Raw genomic sequence first — 18,306 nt, 5'->3', positions numbered from 1 at the left:
TGATCTGCACTCTAACGGAATCACCTCTCAAGTCAAGGCCCCTTCCATGACAAAGCTGCTGCGGCAACAGAACTCCCTGAGCCTCGACCTGGCCATGCCTGTGCTCCAGGCCGCCCTGGACCAAGCGGCCGAACTGAATGTGCGGGTGAGCATTGCCATTGTCGATGCGGCGGGCCACCTGATCCATATGGCCCATATAGACAACGCACCGCTGCAGCTCCGCGATCGAGGCCGCCCAAGCAGCGCGGGCAAGCCCCTCCCACAAAGGCAAGCCGCGCCATACCCCCCAATATAAAAACGGGCCGTTAAGGCCCGTTAAACGCTCGGTAATCTCAGGCCTTGGCCGGCTGCCCACGGAAATAGGGAATCACCTGCTCGCCGATGTTCTTCAGGGTCTCCAGTTGCGCCCACTGCGGCACTGTGCCCATCTGGCAGATAAACAGGATCTCGTCGGCACCGGCTTCCTGCAGGCGCTGCACGTAGCCGATGCAATCTTCGACCGTGCCGTAGGCGTGGTTGGGGTTCATCATCGCCATGGTCGGGTCGGAGAAGTCCGCGGTGATCTCTTCCGAGGCGAAGCGCGACTTGATCACGCTCTGGCCGTTGCCGTCGGTGAAGGTGTCGTCCTGCCATTTGGCCGGGTCCGGGCGCTCGCCGCCGGCGTACCAGTAGGCCAGTGATTCCATGAAGTAGCGCTGGCCACGGATGCCGATCTTGCGCGCCTGTTCGTTGTCGGCGAGGACTATGGCCGGGCACAGGGCGGCGATATGGCGGTTGGGGCGGAAGCCGACCTGGTCCTTCTCGTCACGGTTGTCCCAGGCCTCGTGGTAGACGGCGACCTTCTTGGCGATCTCTTCCGGGCCACCGAACCCCAGCACCAGGGCGCCCATGCCGCGCTCGCCGGCGCGCTTGAGCGATTCGGTGTTGGTGCAGGCCAGGTACATCGGTGGGTGCGGATACTGGTAGGGCTTGGGATGGATCGGCCGCAGGGGAATCTGCACGAAATCGCCGTGATGTTCGATCTCGTCCTGCACGAACATCTTCGGGATCAGGTACATGGCTTCGTCGATCTGCGGCTGCAGGGTCGCCAGGTCGTAGCCGAAGGTGCCGGCTTCCTGCTGGGTGCCGCCCTTGCCGACGCCGAAGTGCACACGGCCCTTGGACAGCAGGTCGAGGGTGGCGATGCGCTCGGCTACCTTGACCGGATGGTTCATCGCCGGCGGCAGGCAGACCACGCCGTGGCCGATGCCGATGCGTTCGGTCTTGCCGGCGACGAAGGCCAGCATGGTCTCGGGCGCGGACATATGCGAGTAGTTGCTCAGCGCGGTGTGCTCGACGCACCAGAAGGTGTCGAAGCCGAGCTGGTCGGCGAGCACCGCCTGCTCCACGGTGTCTTCGAAAATCTTGCGGTCGCCTTCACGGCTGGAGTCCACCGTCTGGGCTTCATAGATCAGGGAGAATTTCATGTTTGATCCTTGTACTTATTGGCTGGTCGGTCGGCGGTCAGGGAGTGCGCCTTGCAGCCATGTTCGGGGATAGCAGCGGCGGTGGAATCGCTCAAACGGACTAGCACGTAGGGCGGACTCAGGAGCGTAGCGAACAGTCCGCCGTTGGAAATGGCGTACTGCTTCGCGAGTACGCCCTACGCTCGGCGGAGCGTCCTACGCCCTTGTAGCCGGCAGGACTTTCAGAGAAAGAAGTCGCTGCTGTCCTGGCCCATGCTCACGCCGCCGAGGTTCCAGGCGTATTTGGCTGGGCTGTTGGCGACGTGGGCGCGGCCGGTGTGGATGTCGCGGAAGGCGCGGTTGATCACGTGGCTGCGGAAGATGGTCGAGGCGCCGCTGTTGAACATCAGCTCGGCGACCGCCCGCGCGCACTTGTCGGCCACCAGCGCCGAGTCGTAACGCATCTTCACCCGCTCCGGCATGCTCAGTGGCTCGCCGTTTTGCGCGCGTTGCAGCATCAGGGCGAAATTGCGCAGCAGCACCGTCTTGCATTCGTCGACGCAGACCATGGCGTTGGCCAGCGCGGTCTGCGCCGCCGGGTCCTGGAGCATCTTGCGTCCGTCGTTGACCCCGACCCGCGCGCGGTTATGTTCGACGAACTGGTCGACCGCGCCCTGCAAGGCGCCGATCGCCGAGGAAGACACGGCGCGCACGAAGATCTGCCCGAACGGCAAGCGGAACAACGGCGCAGTGTTCACCGCGTTGCCCGGGCTGTTCTGCATGAAACCATCCAGGGCGCGATGGGTGCGATATTCGGGAACGAAGGCGTTCTCCACCAGGATATCGTGGGAGCCGGTGGCTTCCAGGCCCATCACGTTCCAGTTGTCGAGTATCTGGTAATCCCTACGCGGCAGCAGGAAGGTCCGGTAGTCCGGCGCCCCGCCCGCCTCGGCCGGCGGCACCATGGCGCCAAGGAACACCCAGTCGCAGTGTTTGCTGCCGGAGGAGAAACCCCAGCGACCGCTGAGGCGGAAGCCACCGTCGACCCGCTCGACCTTGCCCACCGGCATATAAGAAGAAGAAATCAGCACGCCGGAGTCCTGGCCCCAGACGTCTTGCGCGGCGCGGTCGTCGAACAGCGCCAGCTGCCAGTTGTGGATGGCTACCACGCCGAGCACCCAGGCCGAGGACATACAGCCTTCGGCGAGCGTCATCTGCACCTCGAAGAAGTCCTTGGGCTCCAACTCGTAGCCCTCCCAGCGGGCGGGCTGGAGGATGCGGAAGAAACCGGCCTCCTGGAAGTCGCGAATGGTCTCTTCCGGCAGTTGGCCGAGCTGCGCGGCCTGCGGCGCGCGTTCGCGCAGCAGTGGCACCAGTTCGCGGGCACGTTGGGTCAGACGCTGGCGAATCAGGTCTTGGTCGAGCATCTTGTTGTTCTCCTGTGTTCACCCCGTCCGCCGGGGCGCGCGTTCAGCAGGTAGCGGGCCGCGCTACAGAAGACCGGCGGCCGTGCCTACGCGGGCATTCAAGCAATGCCTGGGCGGGCGAACATCCCTCAAACGGACCAGATGGATGCGGGCTTGGGGCCGGTCGCGGATTTCGTGGTTAAGCCCGCTATTCCCAGAGGCTAAAAGCAGCCAAACCCCGACTAGTCCCCTCGGACGATGTTGCCGCCGCTAGCCGTTGCAAGAATCCATCGCACTCCATGCACAACCAGCCGTGCACAACTCAGAGGGCCGTGCGATGAACGAAGCCAACCTGAAAGCCGAGATGCTCCAAGCCATGCGCCGCCTGGCCAAGTCGGTGACCATCATCACCACCAGCAACGGCCACGAGCGTTTCGCCATGTCCGCCACGGCGGTCGACTCGCTGAGCACCGAGCCGCCGTCGCTGCTGATCTGCGTAAACAAAACCGCCTCCCTGCATGCGGTGCTGGATGCCGGCGCGGACTTCTGCGTGAACATCCTCGGTCTGGAACAGGAAGAGCTGTCGCACCTATGCAGCGGGCCGATCAAGGGCGAGGCGCGGTTCCAGCGCGGCAACTGGCTGAGCAGCGCCGACGGCATTCCCTACTTGGGCGACGCGCAGTCGGCGATCCTCTGCCGCCAGGACGGCAAGTTCAGCTACGGCACCCACAGCATCTTCATCGGCCGCATCCAGCAGATTCACAACGGTGCGGCGATCAGCCCGCTGGTCTATCTGGATGGTTCCTACACCACCACCGCTGCGCCCGCGCCGACCCTCGCGGCGGCCGGCTGAGGCGCGCGGCATGGACGGGAGTGAGGCTTTGGCGCCATTGCGGGTTACCTCCGCCGAGCAACTGAGCTGGGACGACCGGGCCGAGCTGCTGGTGGTCGGCTTCGGCGGCGCCGGGGCCTGCGCGGCCATAGAAGCGGCCAGCCGGGGGTTGTCCGTGCTGGCCCTGGAACGCTTCGCCGGCGGCGGCGCCACCGCGATCAGCGGCGGCGTGGTCTATGCCGGCGGCGGTACGCCCTACCAGCAGCAGGCCGGCTATAGCGACAGCAGCGAGGCGATGTTCGGCTACCTGCGTCAGGAAGTCGGCGAGGCGGTATCCGCCGCGACTCTGCGCGACTTCTGCGAACGCAGCCGTGAACAGCTGGCCTGGCTGGAACGCCAGGGCGTGGCCTTCGAGGCCAGCGTGCCGCCGCACAAGACCTCCTACCCGAGCGACCAGTACTACCTCTATTACTCCGGCAACGAAGCGGTGCCGGTGTATGCCGAACAAGCGCCGCCGGCACCGCGCGGACACCGGACAAAAGGCCCGGGGATGTCCGGCGCCAGCCTGTTCGCCGCGCTGAAAACCGCCGCCCTCAGCCGTGGTGTGCGCCTGCACAGCCAGTGCGAGGTGCGCCGCCTGGTCCTCAGCGAGCGCGATGAAGTGCTCGGCGTCGAGGCCTGGCAACTGCCGCCCGGCAGCCGCGCGGCACGCTGGCACGGACGCTTGAGCCGCTGGGCCACGACGATCCATATGTATGCCCCGGCGCTGGCCGATGGTTTGCGCACGCGTCTGCGGCGGATCGAACGAGCACACGCCCAACGCCGGCTGATCCGCGCCGAACGTGGCGTGCTGCTGAGCGCGGGCGGCTTTATCTTCAACCGCGCGTTGGTTCGCCAGCATGCGTCGCAGTATTTGGCCGGCCTGCCGCTCGGCACCACCGGCTGCGACGGTAGCGGCATCCGCCTCGGGCAGAGCGCCGGTGGCGCACTGGAGCGGATGGACAAGGTCAGCGCCTGGCGCTTTATCAACCCACCACTGGCCTGGGCCCGCGGGCTGATCGTCAACGGCGCCGGTCAGCGCTACTGCAACGAAGAGGTGTATGGCGCCACGCTCGGCCACGCCATGGTCGAGGAACAGGGCGGCCGCGCCATCCTGATCCTCAATAAGGCCCTGGTGCGCGAAGCGCTGCGCCAGGTCGGGCCAGGCAAGGTCTGGCAGTTCCAGCGTCTACCGGTACTGCTCAACCTGCTGTGCAACGCCAAACGCGCTAGCAGCCCAGCCGTGCTGGCTGAACGCTGCGGTTTACCGGTGGTTGAACTGGAGCAAAGCCTCGCCGCTTACAACCGCGCCGCTCGCGGCGAGACAGCCGATGCCTTTGGCAAGTCGACGGCCATGCTCGCCAACCTGGAACAAGGGCCTTGGTACGCCCTCGACCTGTCCTTCGACAGCCGCCTGTTCCCCTGCCCGGCCATCACCCTCGGCGGACTCAAGGTCTGCGAGCGCAGCGGCCAGGTGCTGGACGACGCCGGCGCGCCTATCGCCGGCCTCTATAGCGCCGGGCGCAATGCCGTGGGCATCGCTTCCAACCTCTATGTCTCTGGCCTGTCGCTGGCCGACTGCGTCTATTCCGGGCGCCGCGCCGGCGCCCATATCGCCACGCACACCTCACTCGAAACCGCCTGATCAGGAGAACAACAATGAAACGCGTAGAAGGCAAAGTCTGCATCATCACCGGTGCCGCCAGTGGCGTCGGTCGCGAGGATGCCCTGCTGCTGGCCCGCGAAGGCGCCAAGGTAGTGTTGACCGACCTCAACGAGGAGGCCGGCCGCCAGGTCGCCGCCGAGATCGGCGAGAACGCGCTGTTTATCCGCCAGGACATCGCCAGCGAAGCCGACTGGCAAAACGTCATCAAGGTCACTCTGGAACGCTTCGGCCGCCTCGACGTGCTGGTCAACAACGCCGCCATCCTGGCCCTCGGCAGCATCGAGGACACCAGCCTGGAGCTGTTCCAGAAGGTGCAGAAGATCAACAGCGACGGCTACTTCCTCGGCTGCAAATACGCCGTACAGGCGATGAAGGAAAGCGGCGGCGGCTCGATCGTCAATATGTCCTCGGTGGCGGCCCTAGGCGGCATGCCGATGTTCTGCGCCTACTCCGCCTCCAAGGGCGCGGTAGCGGCCATGACCCGTTCCGTGGCCCTGCACTGCAAACAGCAGGGCTACCGCATCCGCTGCAACAGCGTGCACCCGGACGGCATCAACACGCCGATGACCCAAGCCCTCACCGGTGGTCAACCGATCCCCCAGGAGGTGCTGGATGCCGACCCGATGAACCGCATGTGCGCGCCGCAGGACATCGCCAACGTGGTGCTGTTCCTCGCCAGCAACGAGTCGCGCTTCATCAACGGCGCCGAGATCCGCGTCGACAACGCCCAACTGATCAGCGGGATCTGAGAAGGTGTTTTCAAACTCGGCGAGCGAAGGTCAGGCAAGGCAAAAATGGCTGAGGACGCGGAGTTTACGAGCTGTAAATGAGCATTCCGAAGCCATTTTTAACGCAGCATGACCGAGCGCAGACAATTTGAAAACAGCTTCTGAGGCGGAGGTGAACATGGGCACACAACAGCTGAACCTGACCCCGGCCGAAGCGACCACGCTGGGCGGCTACCGCCTGCAAGTGGCCGTGGTGATCGACGAGACTGCCGACGCTCGCTCGCTGGTGCTGCACGTGCCAGCCGAACTGCACGAGCGCTTCCGCTACAAGCCAGGACAGTTCCTCAGCTTTCGCGTGCCCGTTGCCGGCAAGCTGCTAACCCGCTGTTACTCCATGGCCAGCTCGCCGGATTGCGATGCGCTGCCCAAGGTCACGGTGAAGCGGGTCGAGGGTGGACGGGTGTCCAACTGGATGAACCAACGGGTACAGGCCGGCGACTGGCTGGAGGTGCTGCCCCCAGCGGGCCATTTCTGTTTAAACGAGAGCCATCTGACTGCGGGCGACCACGACCTAGTCCTGTTCGGTGGCGGCTCCGGCATTACTCCGGTGTTCTCCATCCTCAAGTCGGCGCTGCGCACCAGCCAGCGGCGGATCAAGCTGATCTACGCCAACCGCGACGAGGCCTCGGTGATCTTCAAGGACGAGCTGCGCCAACTGGCCAAGGCCAACCCCGAACAACTGGAAGTGGTGCACGTGCTCGATTCGCTGCACGGCTACCTGACCGCCGCCGAGGTGCGCCAACTGGTGCGCGGGCATGCCGGCGCGGAGTTCTTCATCTGCGGCCCCGGGCCCTTTATGGACACGGTGGAAGGGGCGCTGCTGGCGCTGGGCGAGGCGCCGGCGCGCATCCATGTCGAGCGTTTCGTCTCGCCGCCCGATCCGGACGAGCTGCTGGCGCAGGAGGCCGAGGCGCGCGCGGCAACCGCCGATTCCACCTGCGAAGTCCTGACCGTGGAGCTGGACGGCCAGCAGCACGAGATCGCCTGCCAGCCCGGCGACACAGTGCTGCAAAGCTGCAAGGCCGCCGGCCTGGACGTGCCCTCCTCCTGCGAGGAGGGCTTCTGCGGCGCCTGCATGTGCAAGGTGCAGGAAGGCGACACCCAGCTGGCGCGCAACGACGTGCTCAGCGCCCAGGAGTTGGCCGAGGGCTGGACCCTGGCCTGCCAGAGCCGGCCAACCAGCGCACGGGTGCGGCTGCAGTTTCCAGATTGAGGAGCAGTCCTGAGCGTCTGCTCCTTTTTCCCGGCTTCGGCCGGGTTTTTTATGGTCGCTGGAATGAGATGGGGGCCGTGTTGGCTTCTCGTCGCTTCCCGTCGGCTGACGCTTGCTCGTCGGCTAGTCCCAATGGACGATCACCGGCGGCCGGGCTCTGGTTAGACTCCGAACGAAGAACTTGGCCCACAACAATAAAGAGGTTCAGTTATGGCACGTTTGCAGAACAAGGTAGCGGTCGTGACCGGTGCCGCTTCGGGTATAGGTCTGGCCTGCGTGCGCCGCTTCGCCGAGGAAGGCGCGCAGGTGGTCGGCCTCGACCTCGGCGAGCCGCCGGCCGAAGCGCTGCAGGGTCTCGACCCGGCGCCGCTGTTCCTGCGCCTGAACGTCACCGACGAAGCGCAGACCCAGGCGGTGATGGCCGAGGTGATAGCGCGCTTCGGCCGTATCGACGCGCTGGTCACCGCCGCCGGCGTCGCCAGCCAGGGCAGCGTGACCCAGACCGACACCGCCAGTTGGCAGCGCATGCTCGACATCCACCTCAACGGCTGCATGTTCGCCTGCAAGTACGCGCTGCCGCAGATGGTCGCCCAGCGCAGCGGCTCGATCATCACCTTCGGCTCGATCTTCGGTCTGCAGGGCTGCGACGGCAACGTCGCCTACAATGTGGCCAAGGGCGGCATCAACCAGCTGACCCGCTCCATGGCGATCGACTACGGCTACGCCAACGTGCGGGTCAACGGCCTGTGCCCAGGCCTGATCGAGACGCCGATGACCAGCATGGTCCGCGAGAACGAGGCCTTCCATGCCTACTTCGCCTCGCAGCACATGCTCTGCCGCGCCGGGCAGCCGGAAGAAGTGGCCAACGTGGCACTGTTCCTCGCCTCCGACGAGGCTTCCTTCGTCAGCGGGCAGATGATTGCCGTCGATGGTGGCTTCTCCGCTGGCCGCCGCTTTGCCCCGCCGCCGCTTTAAGCGCTCGCCCGAGACACCCGGCCGGGCGCCCTGCCCCGGCCGTTCCCATCCGTTTCCATCCTCTGCCTGAGGAGGCGCCATGCCGTCTGTTGAAAACGCCCACACCATTCCACAACTCATGGCCGCCGCCGCACAGACGTATGGCGACAGCCCAGCCATCGAGGAAGCCGGCCGGCGGATCAGCTACCGCGAACTCGACCAACTGCGCCGCCAAGCCGCCCGCGCCTTGCTGGCGCTGGGTGTGCAGGCCGGTGAACGGGTGGCGATCTGGGCGCCGAATATCTGGGAATGGATAGTCGCGGCCACGGCGCTGCAAAGCGTCGGCGCCGCCCTGGTGCCGTTGAACACGCGGATGAAGGGCACCGAGGCCGGCTTCGTCCTGCGCGAGAGCGGTGCCAGCCTGCTGTTCTCGATAGGCGAGTTCCTCGGTGTCGACTATCCGCGTCAACTGGAAGGCGAAGCCTTACCGGCCCTACGCCAGATCGTCAGCCTGCGCGGCGCCGGCAACGGCGCTCTGGCCTGGAGGGATTTTCTCGCCCTGGCCGCCGAGGTTTCGCCGGCCGAGCTGGTGGTGCGTGAGGAGTCGGTCAACCCGCAGTCGCTCTCCGATCTGCTGTTCACCTCCGGCACCACAGGCCGGCCCAAGGGCGTCATGACCCAGCATGGGCAGAACCTGCGGGTGGTGCGCGACTGGAGCGCGGTGGTCGGCCTGCGTGAGGGCGACCGCTACCTGATCGTCAATCCGTTCTTCCACTCTTTCGGCTACAAGGCCGGCTGGCTGGCGGCGCTGATGCGCGGCTGCACCATCCTGCCGCAACAGGTGTTCGATGTGCAGGCGGTGCTGGAGTGTGTGGCGCGCGAGCGCATCAGCGTGCTGCCGGGGCCACCGACCCTCTATCAATCGTTGCTCGCCCACCCGCAGCGGGCGCAGTACGACCTGTCCTCGCTGCGTGTGGCGGTGACCGGCGCAGCAGCGATTCCGGTGCAGATGATCCATCGCATGCGTGATGAGCTCGGTTTCCAGACCATCATCACCGCCTACGGGCTGACCGAAGTCTGCGGCTTCGCCACCATCTGCCGCCCCGGAGACGCCCCCGAGCTGGTCGCCACCACCAGCGGGCGGGCCATGCCTGGCATCGAACTTTGCTGCGTGGATGCCGAGGGCAACCTGCTATCGCCAGGCGAACCCGGCGAGGTATTGGTGCGTGGCTACAACCTGATGCAGGGCTACTTCAACGACCCCCAGGCCAGCCTGGAGACCATCGATAACGACGGCTGGCTGCATACCGGGGATATCGGCGTACTCGACGCGCAGGGCTATCTGCGCATCACCGACCGGCTGAAGGACATGTTCATCACCGGCGGCTTCAACGTCTACCCGGCGGAGATCGAGCAATGCCTGCTGAAGTATCCGGGGCTGGTCCAGGTCGCGGTGATCGGCATCCCCGACGAACGCCTCGGCGAGGTGGCGATGGCCTTTGTGCTGCCGACACCCGGTAGCGTGATCGAGGAGCCGGCCCTGCTCGCCTGGTGCCGCGAACAAATGGCCAATTACAAGGTGCCGCGGCGGGTGCAACTGCTCCAGGCCATGCCGCTGAATGCCGCCGGCAAGGTGACCAAGAATGCCTTGCGCGAACTGGCCGCGGCCGGAACCTAAGGCTCGTCCCACGCGCACAGACTGGCAAAACCCCACCCCCCAACCGAGGACTCTCTGAAATGGAAAAGATCATCTACCTCGTCTGGCGCGACGCCCAGACCGACAGTGAAACCTTCGCCCAGCGCCTGCGCGGTGAAGTCGCCAACCAGCTGCTGGCCCTCGGCGCCTGCGGCCTGCAGGTGAATGTCGTCGACCGCCAGGTCGAAGCCGCCGCCGGTCTGCGCCAGGCCAACAGCCAGCCGCTGATGGACGGCAGCGTGGCGCTGTGGGTCGACAGCGCCATCGCCCAGTTCCGCCAACCGTTCGAGGCGGTGCTGGCGTCGGCGGTCGCGCGACTGGCCGGCTATCTGGTCAGCGAGTCGGTGCCGATCCGCAACACCCGCTTCCCGGCCGTGCCGGGCGAACGCACCCACGGCTTCGCCCAACTGGCCCTGCTGACCCGCCCGGCCGGGCAGGATCCGGCGACCTGGCTGGACATCTGGCACAACCAGCACACCCAGGTGGCGATCGACACTCAGGACAATTTCCTCTACGTGCAGAACCTGGTGCTGCGCCCGCTGAACGCGGACGCGCCGAAGTTCGACGCCATAGTCGAGGAGTGCTTCCCGCCAGCGGCGATGACCGACCCACAGGCGTTCTTCGACGCCGTCGGCGACGAGGCCAAATTCCAGCGCAATCTGGCGACCATGATGGAGAGCTGCCAGCGCTTCATCGACTTCGACAAGATCGATGTGTTGCCGACCAGCCAGTACCTGCTCAAGGCCGCCACGGCCAGCTGATTGAACGTCTACGCGGCGATACGAGAACGGGCCCTGGAGCCCGTTTTTTATCGCCCTCAGATCACCCGCGCCGGATGCTGCACGCGCGGCGCGCCGAGCATCTCGCGGTAGGACGGTGGCTGGCGCCCTTCGGCCTCGCTGATGCCGTAACGCGGGGCGATCTCGGCGGTGACCAGGGTCTGCCCGCTGTAGCTCATCAGCTCAGGATCGTTGAGCAGCGCATGGATCACCCGGCCATTGAACTGCGGTGTCTCGGCCTGGGCCAGGAAGGCATCGTACTGCTCGCCATGATTCTCGCCGGCGATGCGCGTACGCTCGGTCAGTTGCGGCCCCAGCCAGAGGGACAGCGCGGCCACTCCGGTGCCTTCGAAATCGACCGCCATGTCGGCTGCCAGCTTGTCGCAACCGGCCTTCTGCGCGCCGTAGGCCGGCCCGTGCATATAGCAGCCGGCGCCGAACGACGAGGTGAAACCGATCAGCCCGTGGCCGCCACGCACCAGCAACGGCGCGGCATGGTAGCTGGCGACATAGGCGGAGCGCAGACCGACTTCGAGGATCCGTACTAGCTCCAGCGGCTTCTCCCAGAACGGCCCTGGATCGATCAGGTTCTCGTGGAGAAAGGCGGCGTTGTTCACCAGCAAATCGAGACGCCCGCATTCGCGCTCGACCCGCTCGAACAGCGCCTGCACCTGGGCATCGTCGGCATGGTCACAGGTCACCGCAATGCCCCGGCCACCGGCGCGGGTGATGGCTGCTGCGCTGTCCTCCAGCGAGCCGCGCAGGGGCCGCCCATGCAGGTTTGAGCCCGCCTGATCGGCGGCGCGTCCGGTGACAAAGACGGTCATGCCGGCGGCGCCAAGCGCCAGGGCGATACCCTTGCCGACGCCGCGGCTGGCGCCGGTGACGACGGCGACCTGGGTGGGCTCTGTATTCATATGCAGCTCCTAGCTTGTGTGTAGGGCCGGCGCGGCGCGCCTGGCAGACCCTAGGTGGTTTAGGACAAGCCCCCCGCAGCACGGGTTAGCCGAGTAATGACGGGCTGCTTGAGGGCTCGGTCTTTAGGCTCTGACTCTTGATATGGTTAGCCGCCAGATAACCGAAGCACATGGCCGGACCGATAGTCGAGCCGGCGCCCGGGTAGGTGCGGCCCATCATCGAGGCCGCGCTGTTGCCGATGGCATACAGGCCGGCGATGGGCTGGCCGTCCTCATGCAGCACGCGGGCATGCACGTCGGTGAGCAGGCCGCCCTTGGTGCCGATATCGCCGGCGTCGATGCGCACTGCGTAGAACGGCCCGCGGGTCAAAGGCGCCAGGCAGGGATTGGGCTGCACATTGGGGTCGCCGTAGTAGCGGTCGAACAACGACTCGCCCTTGTGGAAATCCTCGTCGCGGCCCCGCACGGCCATGGCATTGAAGCGCTCCACGCTGCGCGCCAAGCCAGCCGGGTCGATGCCGATCTGCCCGGCCAGGGCCTCCAGGCTCGCGGCCTTGTGGAAATAGCCGCGCAGGTGCTTGGGCAGTTGCCAGTCCGGCTGGGCGTAACCGGGCAGCAGCGCGCCGCAGGGGTATTTGCGGCGGAATTCGGCGTCGAAGACCATCCAGCAGGGCACGCTCACCGCGCCTTCGCGGTTGTGGGCGTACATCGCGTAGACGATGTCGGTGTAGGGCGCCGCCTCGTTGACGAAGCGCTGGCCGGCGGAGTCGACCAGCACGCAGCCGGGCAGGGTGCGTTCGACGAACAGCGCACGCTGCTTTTCCTCACCCGCGACATGGGTGGTGGGCGCCCACCAGCTGTGACCCATCAGCGCCGTGTCCGCGCCTATGGCCTGGCCGGCGCGAATGGCGTCGCCGGTATTGTTCGGCGGCGTGGCACTCCAGGCAGCCTGCGAGGGTTGTGGCAGATACTGCTGACGCATCGCCTGGTTACGCTCGAAGCCACCGGCGCCGAGTATCACCCCATGGCGCGCCTTGATCCGCAACGAACGCCCCTCATGGCACGCCAGCACACCGCTGACCCGGCCGTCCTCGACTATCAGTTCTTCCAGTGCGCAGTTCAGCCACAGGGGTAGCGCGCGGTCCAGCAGGGAGGCGCGCAAAGCGCCGATCAGCGCATTGCCCAGGGTCAGGAAGCGGTCGCGGCGCGACAGCCGCCGGCCCTCCCGATCCCGCCAGTAGCGCCAGATCACCCGCAGGGTCAGGCCAAGCCAGCCCTTGCCACGGCAAAGCAGCACCTGCGCCTCTTTCATGGTCATGGCCATGCGCCCCAGCATCAGGGTGCCGGGCGATGGCGGGCGCATGAGCAGGAATTCTTCGCCCAGTTCGGCGGCGTCGAAGGGTTGCGGGTCCATGGAGCGATAGCCCGGCTTGCCGCCCTCCACCTCCGGGTAATAGTCGGAATAGCTGGGCTGTGCCTCGAAGCGCACCCGCGTCTGCCCCTCGAGATACTCGACCATCTCGCGGCCATGCTCGACATAGGTTTCAATACGCCCATCGTCGATTTCCCCGTGGGTCACCGCCTTGATATAGCGAATCGCCTCCTCCGCCGAGTCCGCGCCGCCGAGCGCGGCGATCCGGTGGTTATTGGGTATCCAGATGCCGCCGCCGGATACCGCCGAGGTGCCGCCGTACTGCGCACTCTTCTCGATCAGCAGCACGTTCAGCCCGAGGTCATGGGCGCGCAACGCGGCGGTCATGGCCCCCGCTCCTGAGCCGACCACCAGCACATCGCAGCAGTCATCCCAGTTGATCTTGCCGTCATTCATGCGACCATCTCCGCTCAGGGCCTACAGGACAAGGAGCCGCCGCCGTCAGCCCGGAGCTGTGCGCAGTCGACCTGGGGATTGTTGGCAGGCCCCGCAGGCCAAACATCGTCCGATGGGACTACGGTTGGTCTGGATATGGTCGATGTGGATACGGCAGGCGACAGCGCAGGCAGGGAGAAATTTTCGGCTAGTCCAGTTGGACGATGTTGAGCCTTCGGCCGTGACTCCATAGTCACCCCAGCTCCACTCCCCAAACCTGAATTGCAGGTCGGGCTGGTCCCGACCTCGGCAAGAGGACGATATGATAAGAACAACAGTCGCCCCACAACCGCTACGCACCTCCGTGCGCCTGGCCCTGCTGATGTTGGCCGGTGGGCTGAGCGGTCAGGCCAGCGCCCTGTCCTTCCAGCCCAACGATGAGCTGGCGATAGATCTGGACACGACCCTGAGCTACGGCCTGGCCTGGCGTACCGACGACCGTGACCATCGGCTGACCAGTGACGCCAATGGCAACGACGGTGACAACGCCTTCGACAAAGGCAGCCTGATCAACAACCGTGTCGGCTTCATTTCCGAGGCCAACCTCAATTGGCGCACCGACTACGGCCTGTTCGTTCGCGCCGCCGGCTTCTACGACCGCGTCTACGACCAGGGCAACGACAATGACACCGGCACTTCCAACTGCTTCGCCGGCGGCCAGTGTTCCAGGCCCGATCGTTTTCCGCAGCAAACCATCGACCAGCACCGCGAAGACCTGCGCCTGCTCGACTCCTACCTGTACGGCACCTGGGATCTAGCCGGCCGCGACCTCAACCTGCGCCTCGGCGACCAGGTGGTGAGTTGGGGTGAGAGTCTGTTCTACCAAGGCATCTCGTCCGCGCAGAGCCCGGTGGACGCTACCAAGGCGACCACCCCGGGCGTCGAGGTCAAGGAGATCCTCCTGCCGGTTGGCCAACTGTTCGCCCAGTACAGCCTGACCGACAACCTCAACCTGCAGGCCTACTACCAGTACGAATGGGAAAAAACCGAACTGTTCGGGGTCGGCAGCTACTTCTCCACCACCGACCTGATCGACGAAGGCGGCTTCAACGACGCCAGCGGTTTCCTCAAGCGGCTGGACGATGACGAGCCGTCCGACAGCGGCCAATACGGCGTGGCCATGACCTATACGGCCGAGTCGCTGAACAATACCGAGTTCGGTGTCTACTACTCGCGCTTCCACGACAAGACCCCGACGCTGGACTTCCTCAGCGACTTTGGCAGCTACCGGGTGCGCTACTTCGACGACATCGACCAATACGGCGCCAGCTTCGCCACCGTGCTCGGCGACACCAGTTTCTCGGGTGAGGTCAGCTACCGCGATGGCCAGCCGGTGCTGGTCGACACCGCCACCACCTTCAACGGCTTCGGCTTCCCCATCGCCATCCCGCTCCCGCCGCACGCGGTAAGGGCCAAAACTCTGCAGGCGCAGATGTCCATGATCCATGTGGTCGGCCCGACCTCCTGGGCGGACAACACCACCCTGGTCGGTGAAGTGGTTTATAACAACGTGCTGGACCACGACAAGGCGGAGTCTTTCACCGTCTTCATTCCCGGCTTAGGCCCACTCGACACTCCGGAATCCGACACGCTGTTCAAGGACCGAGACGCCTGGGGCTACACCGTCCAGGCCTCGTTCGATTACAACAACGTGTTCAGCGGCTGGGACATGTCGGTTCCCATCACCTACAGCACCGCAGCGCAACGCGATAGCTCGCTACTGGGCTCAATCAACTCAGGCGAGGGGGACGATCGCATGAGTATCGGCAGCACCTGGCGCTACCTCGGAAACTTCACCGTGGAGGGTCTCTACAACGCCTATCTGGGCAATTCCAAGAACGCCCCCTTGGCAGACCGCGACAACGTCGCCCTCAACTTCAAATACCGTTTCTGAAGCCTCTGACGGAGGAACCCAGCATGACTAGAAGTACGCAAAACCTGCTCCGCACGGCCCTGGCCGTTACCCTGCTCAGCGGCAGCCTTGCCGTGCAGGCCAAGGTCAGCAACGAAGAGGCCGCTCGCCTGGGCCAGGATCTGACCCCCATGGGCGCGGAGAAAGCCGGCAGCGCCGACGGCAGCATCCCCGCCTGGTCCGGCAAATGGCGCGGCGCCCCGCCCCAGGTGAAATTCGCCGGCGCCGGCACGCCCTATCCAGACCCTTATGCCGATGAAAAACCCTTGTTCATCATCACCGCGGAGAACGTGGCGCAGTACGCCGACAATCTCAGCGATGGACAGAAGGCACTGCTCAAACGCTATCCCGCCACGTTTAAGATCCCGGTTTATCCGAGCCACCGCGACTTCCGCTTCGACCAGAAAATGGAAGACAACATCAAGCAAAACGCCCTTAACGCCGAGCTGACCGACGGCGGCTACGGCACCAAGAATGCCTTCGGTGCCTCGCCCTTCCCGATCCCGAAGAGCGGCAGCGAGCTGATGTTCAACCACGTCCTGCAGGGGCGCGCCGCGAAAGAAGAGGCCGACTACCTTCAGGTCGTGAACTATGCCGATGGCAACAAGGTCTTCGAGAAGGTGAACTACAAGATCCTCTCGACCTGGTCCGACACGAACCTTACGTTGGAGTCGGCCAATGGCGTGATGTCGCACTTCCTGCTGACCACTCTGGAGCCCGTGCGCAAAAAAGGTGAGATGGTCGTTGGCCACGAGTTCATCAACCCGGTGGCCGATCCTCGCCAAGCCTGGATGTACGCACCAGGCCAACGCCGGGTACGTCGCGCCCCCACCGTGGGCTATGACTCTCCCACCGGTGCAGGCGGCTTTCGCGTCTATGACGAGGACCGCCTGTTCAACGGCGCACCAGACCGCTACACCTGGACGATCCTGGGCAAGAAAGAGCTCTACATCCCCTACCACAATTACAAGCTCGACGACCCCAGTGTGAAGGCCGAGCAGTTGCTGTCCACCAAGGGCCATATCAACCCTGACTATATGCGTTATGAGAAGCACCGCGTCTGGGTACTGGAAGCCAAGCTGAAGGAAGGTAACCGCCATATCTACGCCAAGCGCGTGCTCTACCTCGACGAGGACTCCTGGGCGGCGGCGTTGGCCGACAACTACGACAACCGTGGCCAGTTCTGGCGTACCAACATGCAAGCCTCGATCTACACCTACGACACCCAGCGTTATCACGCCCGGTTGGGTATGTACCATGACCTGATCGCCGGCTCCTACCTGGTCGACCGGTTGCTGGTTGACCAACACCCCGCGAAGTTGAATGCCAGCACCTTCACGGACAGCGATTTCACCCCAGGCAACCTGCGTAAATTGGGTACGCGCTAAGAACCTGCTCAAGATCGTCGCGAGCGCAGGTCAGGCAAGGCGAAAACAGGCGAGGACGCGGAGTTTACGAGTAATAAATGAGCAGTCCGAGCCTGTTTTCAACGCAGCATGGCCAAGCGCAGCAGATATTGAACAGGTTCTGAACCTAGTCCCTGATCGGCCCGTTCAATCAGGGATCCCCAATGCAGCCGGTGTGCGGCACAGCACAATCCGCACGCCAGCAGCCTATCTGTCGAACCACTGTAACCAAGCCTTGCCAGACTGGCGGTGCCGCTGCGCCCCGCCGGTGATGGCCTTACTTTGATCGCATGGAGACAACAATAATGAATAAGCTGTTTACCGCCGCCCTGGGCGTGGCCGGTGTGAGCCTGTCACTGCAGGCCCAGGCCTTGAACATTCTGCTGACCAACGACGACGGCTGCCGCGCCCCCGGCATCGGCTTCGTGTACCAGGCGCTGGTCGGCGCCGGCCACCAGGTCACCCTGGTCGGCCCGGAGAAGGACAGCAGCGGCATAGGTGCCGCCAGCGTGGTCAGTCCCGGCCAGGCTGTGGCGGTGACCGAATTGGCCCCCGGCAAGTTCTGCGTCGGCGCACCCGCCGGTTACACCCCGCCGGCCGGCAAGAACATGGCCATCGGCACGCCGGTGGATGCGGTCAACGTCGGTCTCGGCCTGCTGCTCAAGGACAACCCACCGGACCTGGTGGTCTCCGGGACCAACTTCGGCGACAACGTCGGCCCGCTGACGCAGATGTCCGGCACGGTGAACGCCGCGGTGCGCGCCATGTTCAAGGGGGTGCCGGCGGTGGCGGTGTCCACCGCGATTGACCTCGAACTGATCATGCGCGACCAACAAGCCGGCTACCTGAAGACCCTCAACGCCATGGACGACACCGCCAACTTCGCGGTGAAGGTGATCCAGCAGGCCTCCGCCGCCGGCGCCCAGGCCAAGCGGCTGTGCACGAAGAGCGGTGGCAAAGCCAAGCCGTTCTGCGAGCTGAACGTACTCGGCTTGCCGGGCACCACCGGGCTGAACATCAACTACCCGGCCCGTGAGGCCAGCGAGGTGACCGGCGTCAGCTATGCCCCCATCGGCGACTGGGGCACGGTGAACTTCGCCCCGCAGCGTGGCGCCGATGGCGTGGTACGGGTCAACCTGATCGCCCCGCCGACGCCGACCGCCGAACAGCAGAAGGCCGACGCCTATCAGCTGTGGCTGGGCAAGGCGGTGATCACCGTGATCGACGGCAATATGACCGCGTTACCGGCACTGCAGGCGCAGGCCAAGCTGATGTTCAAGGGCCTGAAGCCCTGATTCGGCAGATATGAAAAAGCCCCTGTTCTTGAAGAAGGACAGGGGCTTTTTTCTTGATTCCCGGATTACCGAGGGACGTGCACTTCGGTCC

At 65.0% G+C, this 18,306-nt stretch carries 15 protein-coding genes; 11 read left to right on the top strand and 4 right to left on the bottom strand.

What is annotated here, in order from left to right:
• The first annotated feature begins 46 nt into the window (after window positions 1-46).
• Window positions 47-295, top strand: a complete 249-nt coding sequence (locus FFS13_RS10835; protein WP_137819111.1) for a heme-binding protein — start codon at window positions 47-49, stop codon at window positions 293-295.
• A 37-nt stretch (window positions 296-332) separates the two neighbouring features.
• Here FFS13_RS10835 and FFS13_RS10830 read toward each other — a convergent pair whose 3' ends face one another.
• Together FFS13_RS10830 and FFS13_RS10825 are read right to left on the bottom strand one after the other, a co-directional pair.
• Complete coding sequence (locus FFS13_RS10830; protein ID WP_137819110.1) at window positions 333-1,466, bottom strand: LLM class flavin-dependent oxidoreductase; 1,134 nt, start codon at window positions 1,464-1,466, stop codon at window positions 333-335.
• Window positions 1,467-1,687: 221 nt separating this feature from the next.
• Window positions 1,688-2,872, bottom strand: coding sequence for a flavin-dependent monooxygenase (locus FFS13_RS10825; protein ID WP_137819109.1), 1,185 nt, complete (start codon window positions 2,870-2,872; stop codon window positions 1,688-1,690).
• A 316-nt stretch (window positions 2,873-3,188) separates the two neighbouring features.
• Between FFS13_RS10825 and FFS13_RS10820 the strand changes: the two genes are divergently transcribed.
• The 7 genes from FFS13_RS10820 (at window position 3,189) to FFS13_RS10790 (ending at window position 10,800) form a co-directional block, all read left to right on the top strand.
• Complete coding sequence (locus FFS13_RS10820) at window positions 3,189-3,704, top strand: flavin reductase family protein (protein ID WP_137819108.1); 516 nt, start codon at window positions 3,189-3,191, stop codon at window positions 3,702-3,704.
• Between the two features lie 10 nt (window positions 3,705-3,714).
• Window positions 3,715-5,367 (top strand): FAD-binding protein, encoded by a 1,653-nt coding sequence (locus tag FFS13_RS10815; RefSeq protein WP_137819107.1) that lies wholly within the window; start codon window positions 3,715-3,717, stop codon window positions 5,365-5,367.
• Window positions 5,368-5,381: 14 nt separating this feature from the next.
• On the top strand, window positions 5,382-6,137 hold the full coding sequence (locus FFS13_RS10810; RefSeq protein WP_137819106.1) for a glucose 1-dehydrogenase: 756 nt from the start codon (window positions 5,382-5,384) through the stop codon (window positions 6,135-6,137).
• A gap of 157 nt (window positions 6,138-6,294) precedes the next feature.
• Window positions 6,295-7,389 (top strand): ferredoxin--NADP reductase, encoded by a 1,095-nt coding sequence (locus FFS13_RS10805; protein ID WP_137819105.1) that lies wholly within the window; start codon window positions 6,295-6,297, stop codon window positions 7,387-7,389.
• Between the two features lie 210 nt (window positions 7,390-7,599).
• Window positions 7,600-8,364: an SDR family NAD(P)-dependent oxidoreductase gene (locus FFS13_RS10800; protein ID WP_137819104.1), complete on the top strand. Its 765-nt coding sequence runs from the start codon at window positions 7,600-7,602 to the stop codon at window positions 8,362-8,364.
• 79 nt (window positions 8,365-8,443) lie between these two features.
• Window positions 8,444-10,021, top strand: a complete 1,578-nt coding sequence (locus tag FFS13_RS10795; protein ID WP_137819103.1) for a FadD3 family acyl-CoA ligase — start codon at window positions 8,444-8,446, stop codon at window positions 10,019-10,021.
• Between the two features lie 59 nt (window positions 10,022-10,080).
• Window positions 10,081-10,800 carry an EthD domain-containing protein gene (locus FFS13_RS10790; RefSeq protein ID WP_137819102.1) on the top strand — a complete coding sequence of 240 codons (720 nt, stop codon included), beginning with the start codon at window positions 10,081-10,083 and terminating at the stop codon, window positions 10,798-10,800.
• Between the two features lie 56 nt (window positions 10,801-10,856).
• Here the strand turns inward: FFS13_RS10790 and FFS13_RS10785 are convergent, their stop codons facing one another.
• Together FFS13_RS10785 and FFS13_RS10780 are read right to left on the bottom strand one after the other, a co-directional pair.
• Window positions 10,857-11,735 (bottom strand): SDR family NAD(P)-dependent oxidoreductase, encoded by an 879-nt coding sequence (locus FFS13_RS10785; RefSeq protein ID WP_137819101.1) that lies wholly within the window; start codon window positions 11,733-11,735, stop codon window positions 10,857-10,859.
• Between the two features lie 85 nt (window positions 11,736-11,820).
• A complete protein-coding gene (locus FFS13_RS10780) occupies window positions 11,821-13,563 on the bottom strand; it encodes an FAD-binding protein (RefSeq protein WP_137819100.1) in 1,743 nt (580 codons plus the stop codon).
• Window positions 13,564-13,864: 301 nt separating this feature from the next.
• Between FFS13_RS10780 and FFS13_RS10775 the strand changes: the two genes are divergently transcribed.
• The 3 genes from FFS13_RS10775 (at window position 13,865) to FFS13_RS10765 (ending at window position 18,215) form a co-directional block, all read left to right on the top strand.
• Complete coding sequence (locus FFS13_RS10775; RefSeq protein ID WP_137819099.1) at window positions 13,865-15,496, top strand: DUF1302 domain-containing protein; 1,632 nt, start codon at window positions 13,865-13,867, stop codon at window positions 15,494-15,496.
• A 23-nt stretch (window positions 15,497-15,519) separates the two neighbouring features.
• Window positions 15,520-16,902, top strand: a complete 1,383-nt coding sequence (locus FFS13_RS10770; protein WP_137819098.1) for a DUF1329 domain-containing protein — start codon at window positions 15,520-15,522, stop codon at window positions 16,900-16,902.
• 323 nt (window positions 16,903-17,225) lie between these two features.
• On the top strand, window positions 17,226-18,215 hold the full coding sequence (locus tag FFS13_RS10765) for a 5'/3'-nucleotidase SurE (RefSeq protein WP_137819097.1): 990 nt from the start codon (window positions 17,226-17,228) through the stop codon (window positions 18,213-18,215).
• Window positions 18,216-18,306: the final 91 nt, after the last annotated feature.

Origin of the sequence: Pseudomonas sp. 2FG, from assembly GCF_005502935.1 — a bacterium.
Classification (GTDB): domain Bacteria; phylum Pseudomonadota; class Gammaproteobacteria; order Pseudomonadales; family Pseudomonadaceae; genus Aquipseudomonas.
The sequence above is the reverse complement of the archived record's forward strand: the minus strand, read 5'-3'. Positions and strand labels throughout refer to the sequence as shown.

What these genes read in the sequence shown, in the direction of transcription:
- FFS13_RS10820 (WP_137819108.1), top strand. Translation starts at nt 3,189, where the DNA reads ATGAACGAAGCCAACCTGAAAGCCGAGATGCTCCAAGCCATGCGCCGC.
- FFS13_RS10825 (WP_137819109.1), bottom strand. Translation starts at nt 2,872, where the DNA reads ATGCTCGACCAAGACCTGATTCGCCAGCGTCTGACCCAACGTGCCCGC.
- FFS13_RS10790 (WP_137819102.1), top strand. Translation starts at nt 10,081, where the DNA reads ATGGAAAAGATCATCTACCTCGTCTGGCGCGACGCCCAGACCGACAGT.
- FFS13_RS10800 (WP_137819104.1), top strand. Translation starts at nt 7,600, where the DNA reads ATGGCACGTTTGCAGAACAAGGTAGCGGTCGTGACCGGTGCCGCTTCG.
- FFS13_RS10835 (WP_137819111.1), top strand. Translation starts at nt 47, where the DNA reads ATGACAAAGCTGCTGCGGCAACAGAACTCCCTGAGCCTCGACCTGGCC.
- FFS13_RS10785 (WP_137819101.1), bottom strand. Translation starts at nt 11,735, where the DNA reads ATGAATACAGAGCCCACCCAGGTCGCCGTCGTCACCGGCGCCAGCCGC.
- FFS13_RS10810 (WP_137819106.1), top strand. Translation starts at nt 5,382, where the DNA reads ATGAAACGCGTAGAAGGCAAAGTCTGCATCATCACCGGTGCCGCCAGT.
- FFS13_RS10780 (WP_137819100.1), bottom strand. Translation starts at nt 13,563, where the DNA reads ATGAATGACGGCAAGATCAACTGGGATGACTGCTGCGATGTGCTGGTG.
- FFS13_RS10775 (WP_137819099.1), top strand. Translation starts at nt 13,865, where the DNA reads ATGATAAGAACAACAGTCGCCCCACAACCGCTACGCACCTCCGTGCGC.
- FFS13_RS10765 (WP_137819097.1), top strand. Translation starts at nt 17,226, where the DNA reads ATGAATAAGCTGTTTACCGCCGCCCTGGGCGTGGCCGGTGTGAGCCTG.
- FFS13_RS10830 (WP_137819110.1), bottom strand. Translation starts at nt 1,466, where the DNA reads ATGAAATTCTCCCTGATCTATGAAGCCCAGACGGTGGACTCCAGCCGT.
- FFS13_RS10815 (WP_137819107.1), top strand. Translation starts at nt 3,715, where the DNA reads ATGGACGGGAGTGAGGCTTTGGCGCCATTGCGGGTTACCTCCGCCGAG.
- FFS13_RS10770 (WP_137819098.1), top strand. Translation starts at nt 15,520, where the DNA reads ATGACTAGAAGTACGCAAAACCTGCTCCGCACGGCCCTGGCCGTTACC.
- FFS13_RS10795 (WP_137819103.1), top strand. Translation starts at nt 8,444, where the DNA reads ATGCCGTCTGTTGAAAACGCCCACACCATTCCACAACTCATGGCCGCC.
- FFS13_RS10805 (WP_137819105.1), top strand. Translation starts at nt 6,295, where the DNA reads ATGGGCACACAACAGCTGAACCTGACCCCGGCCGAAGCGACCACGCTG.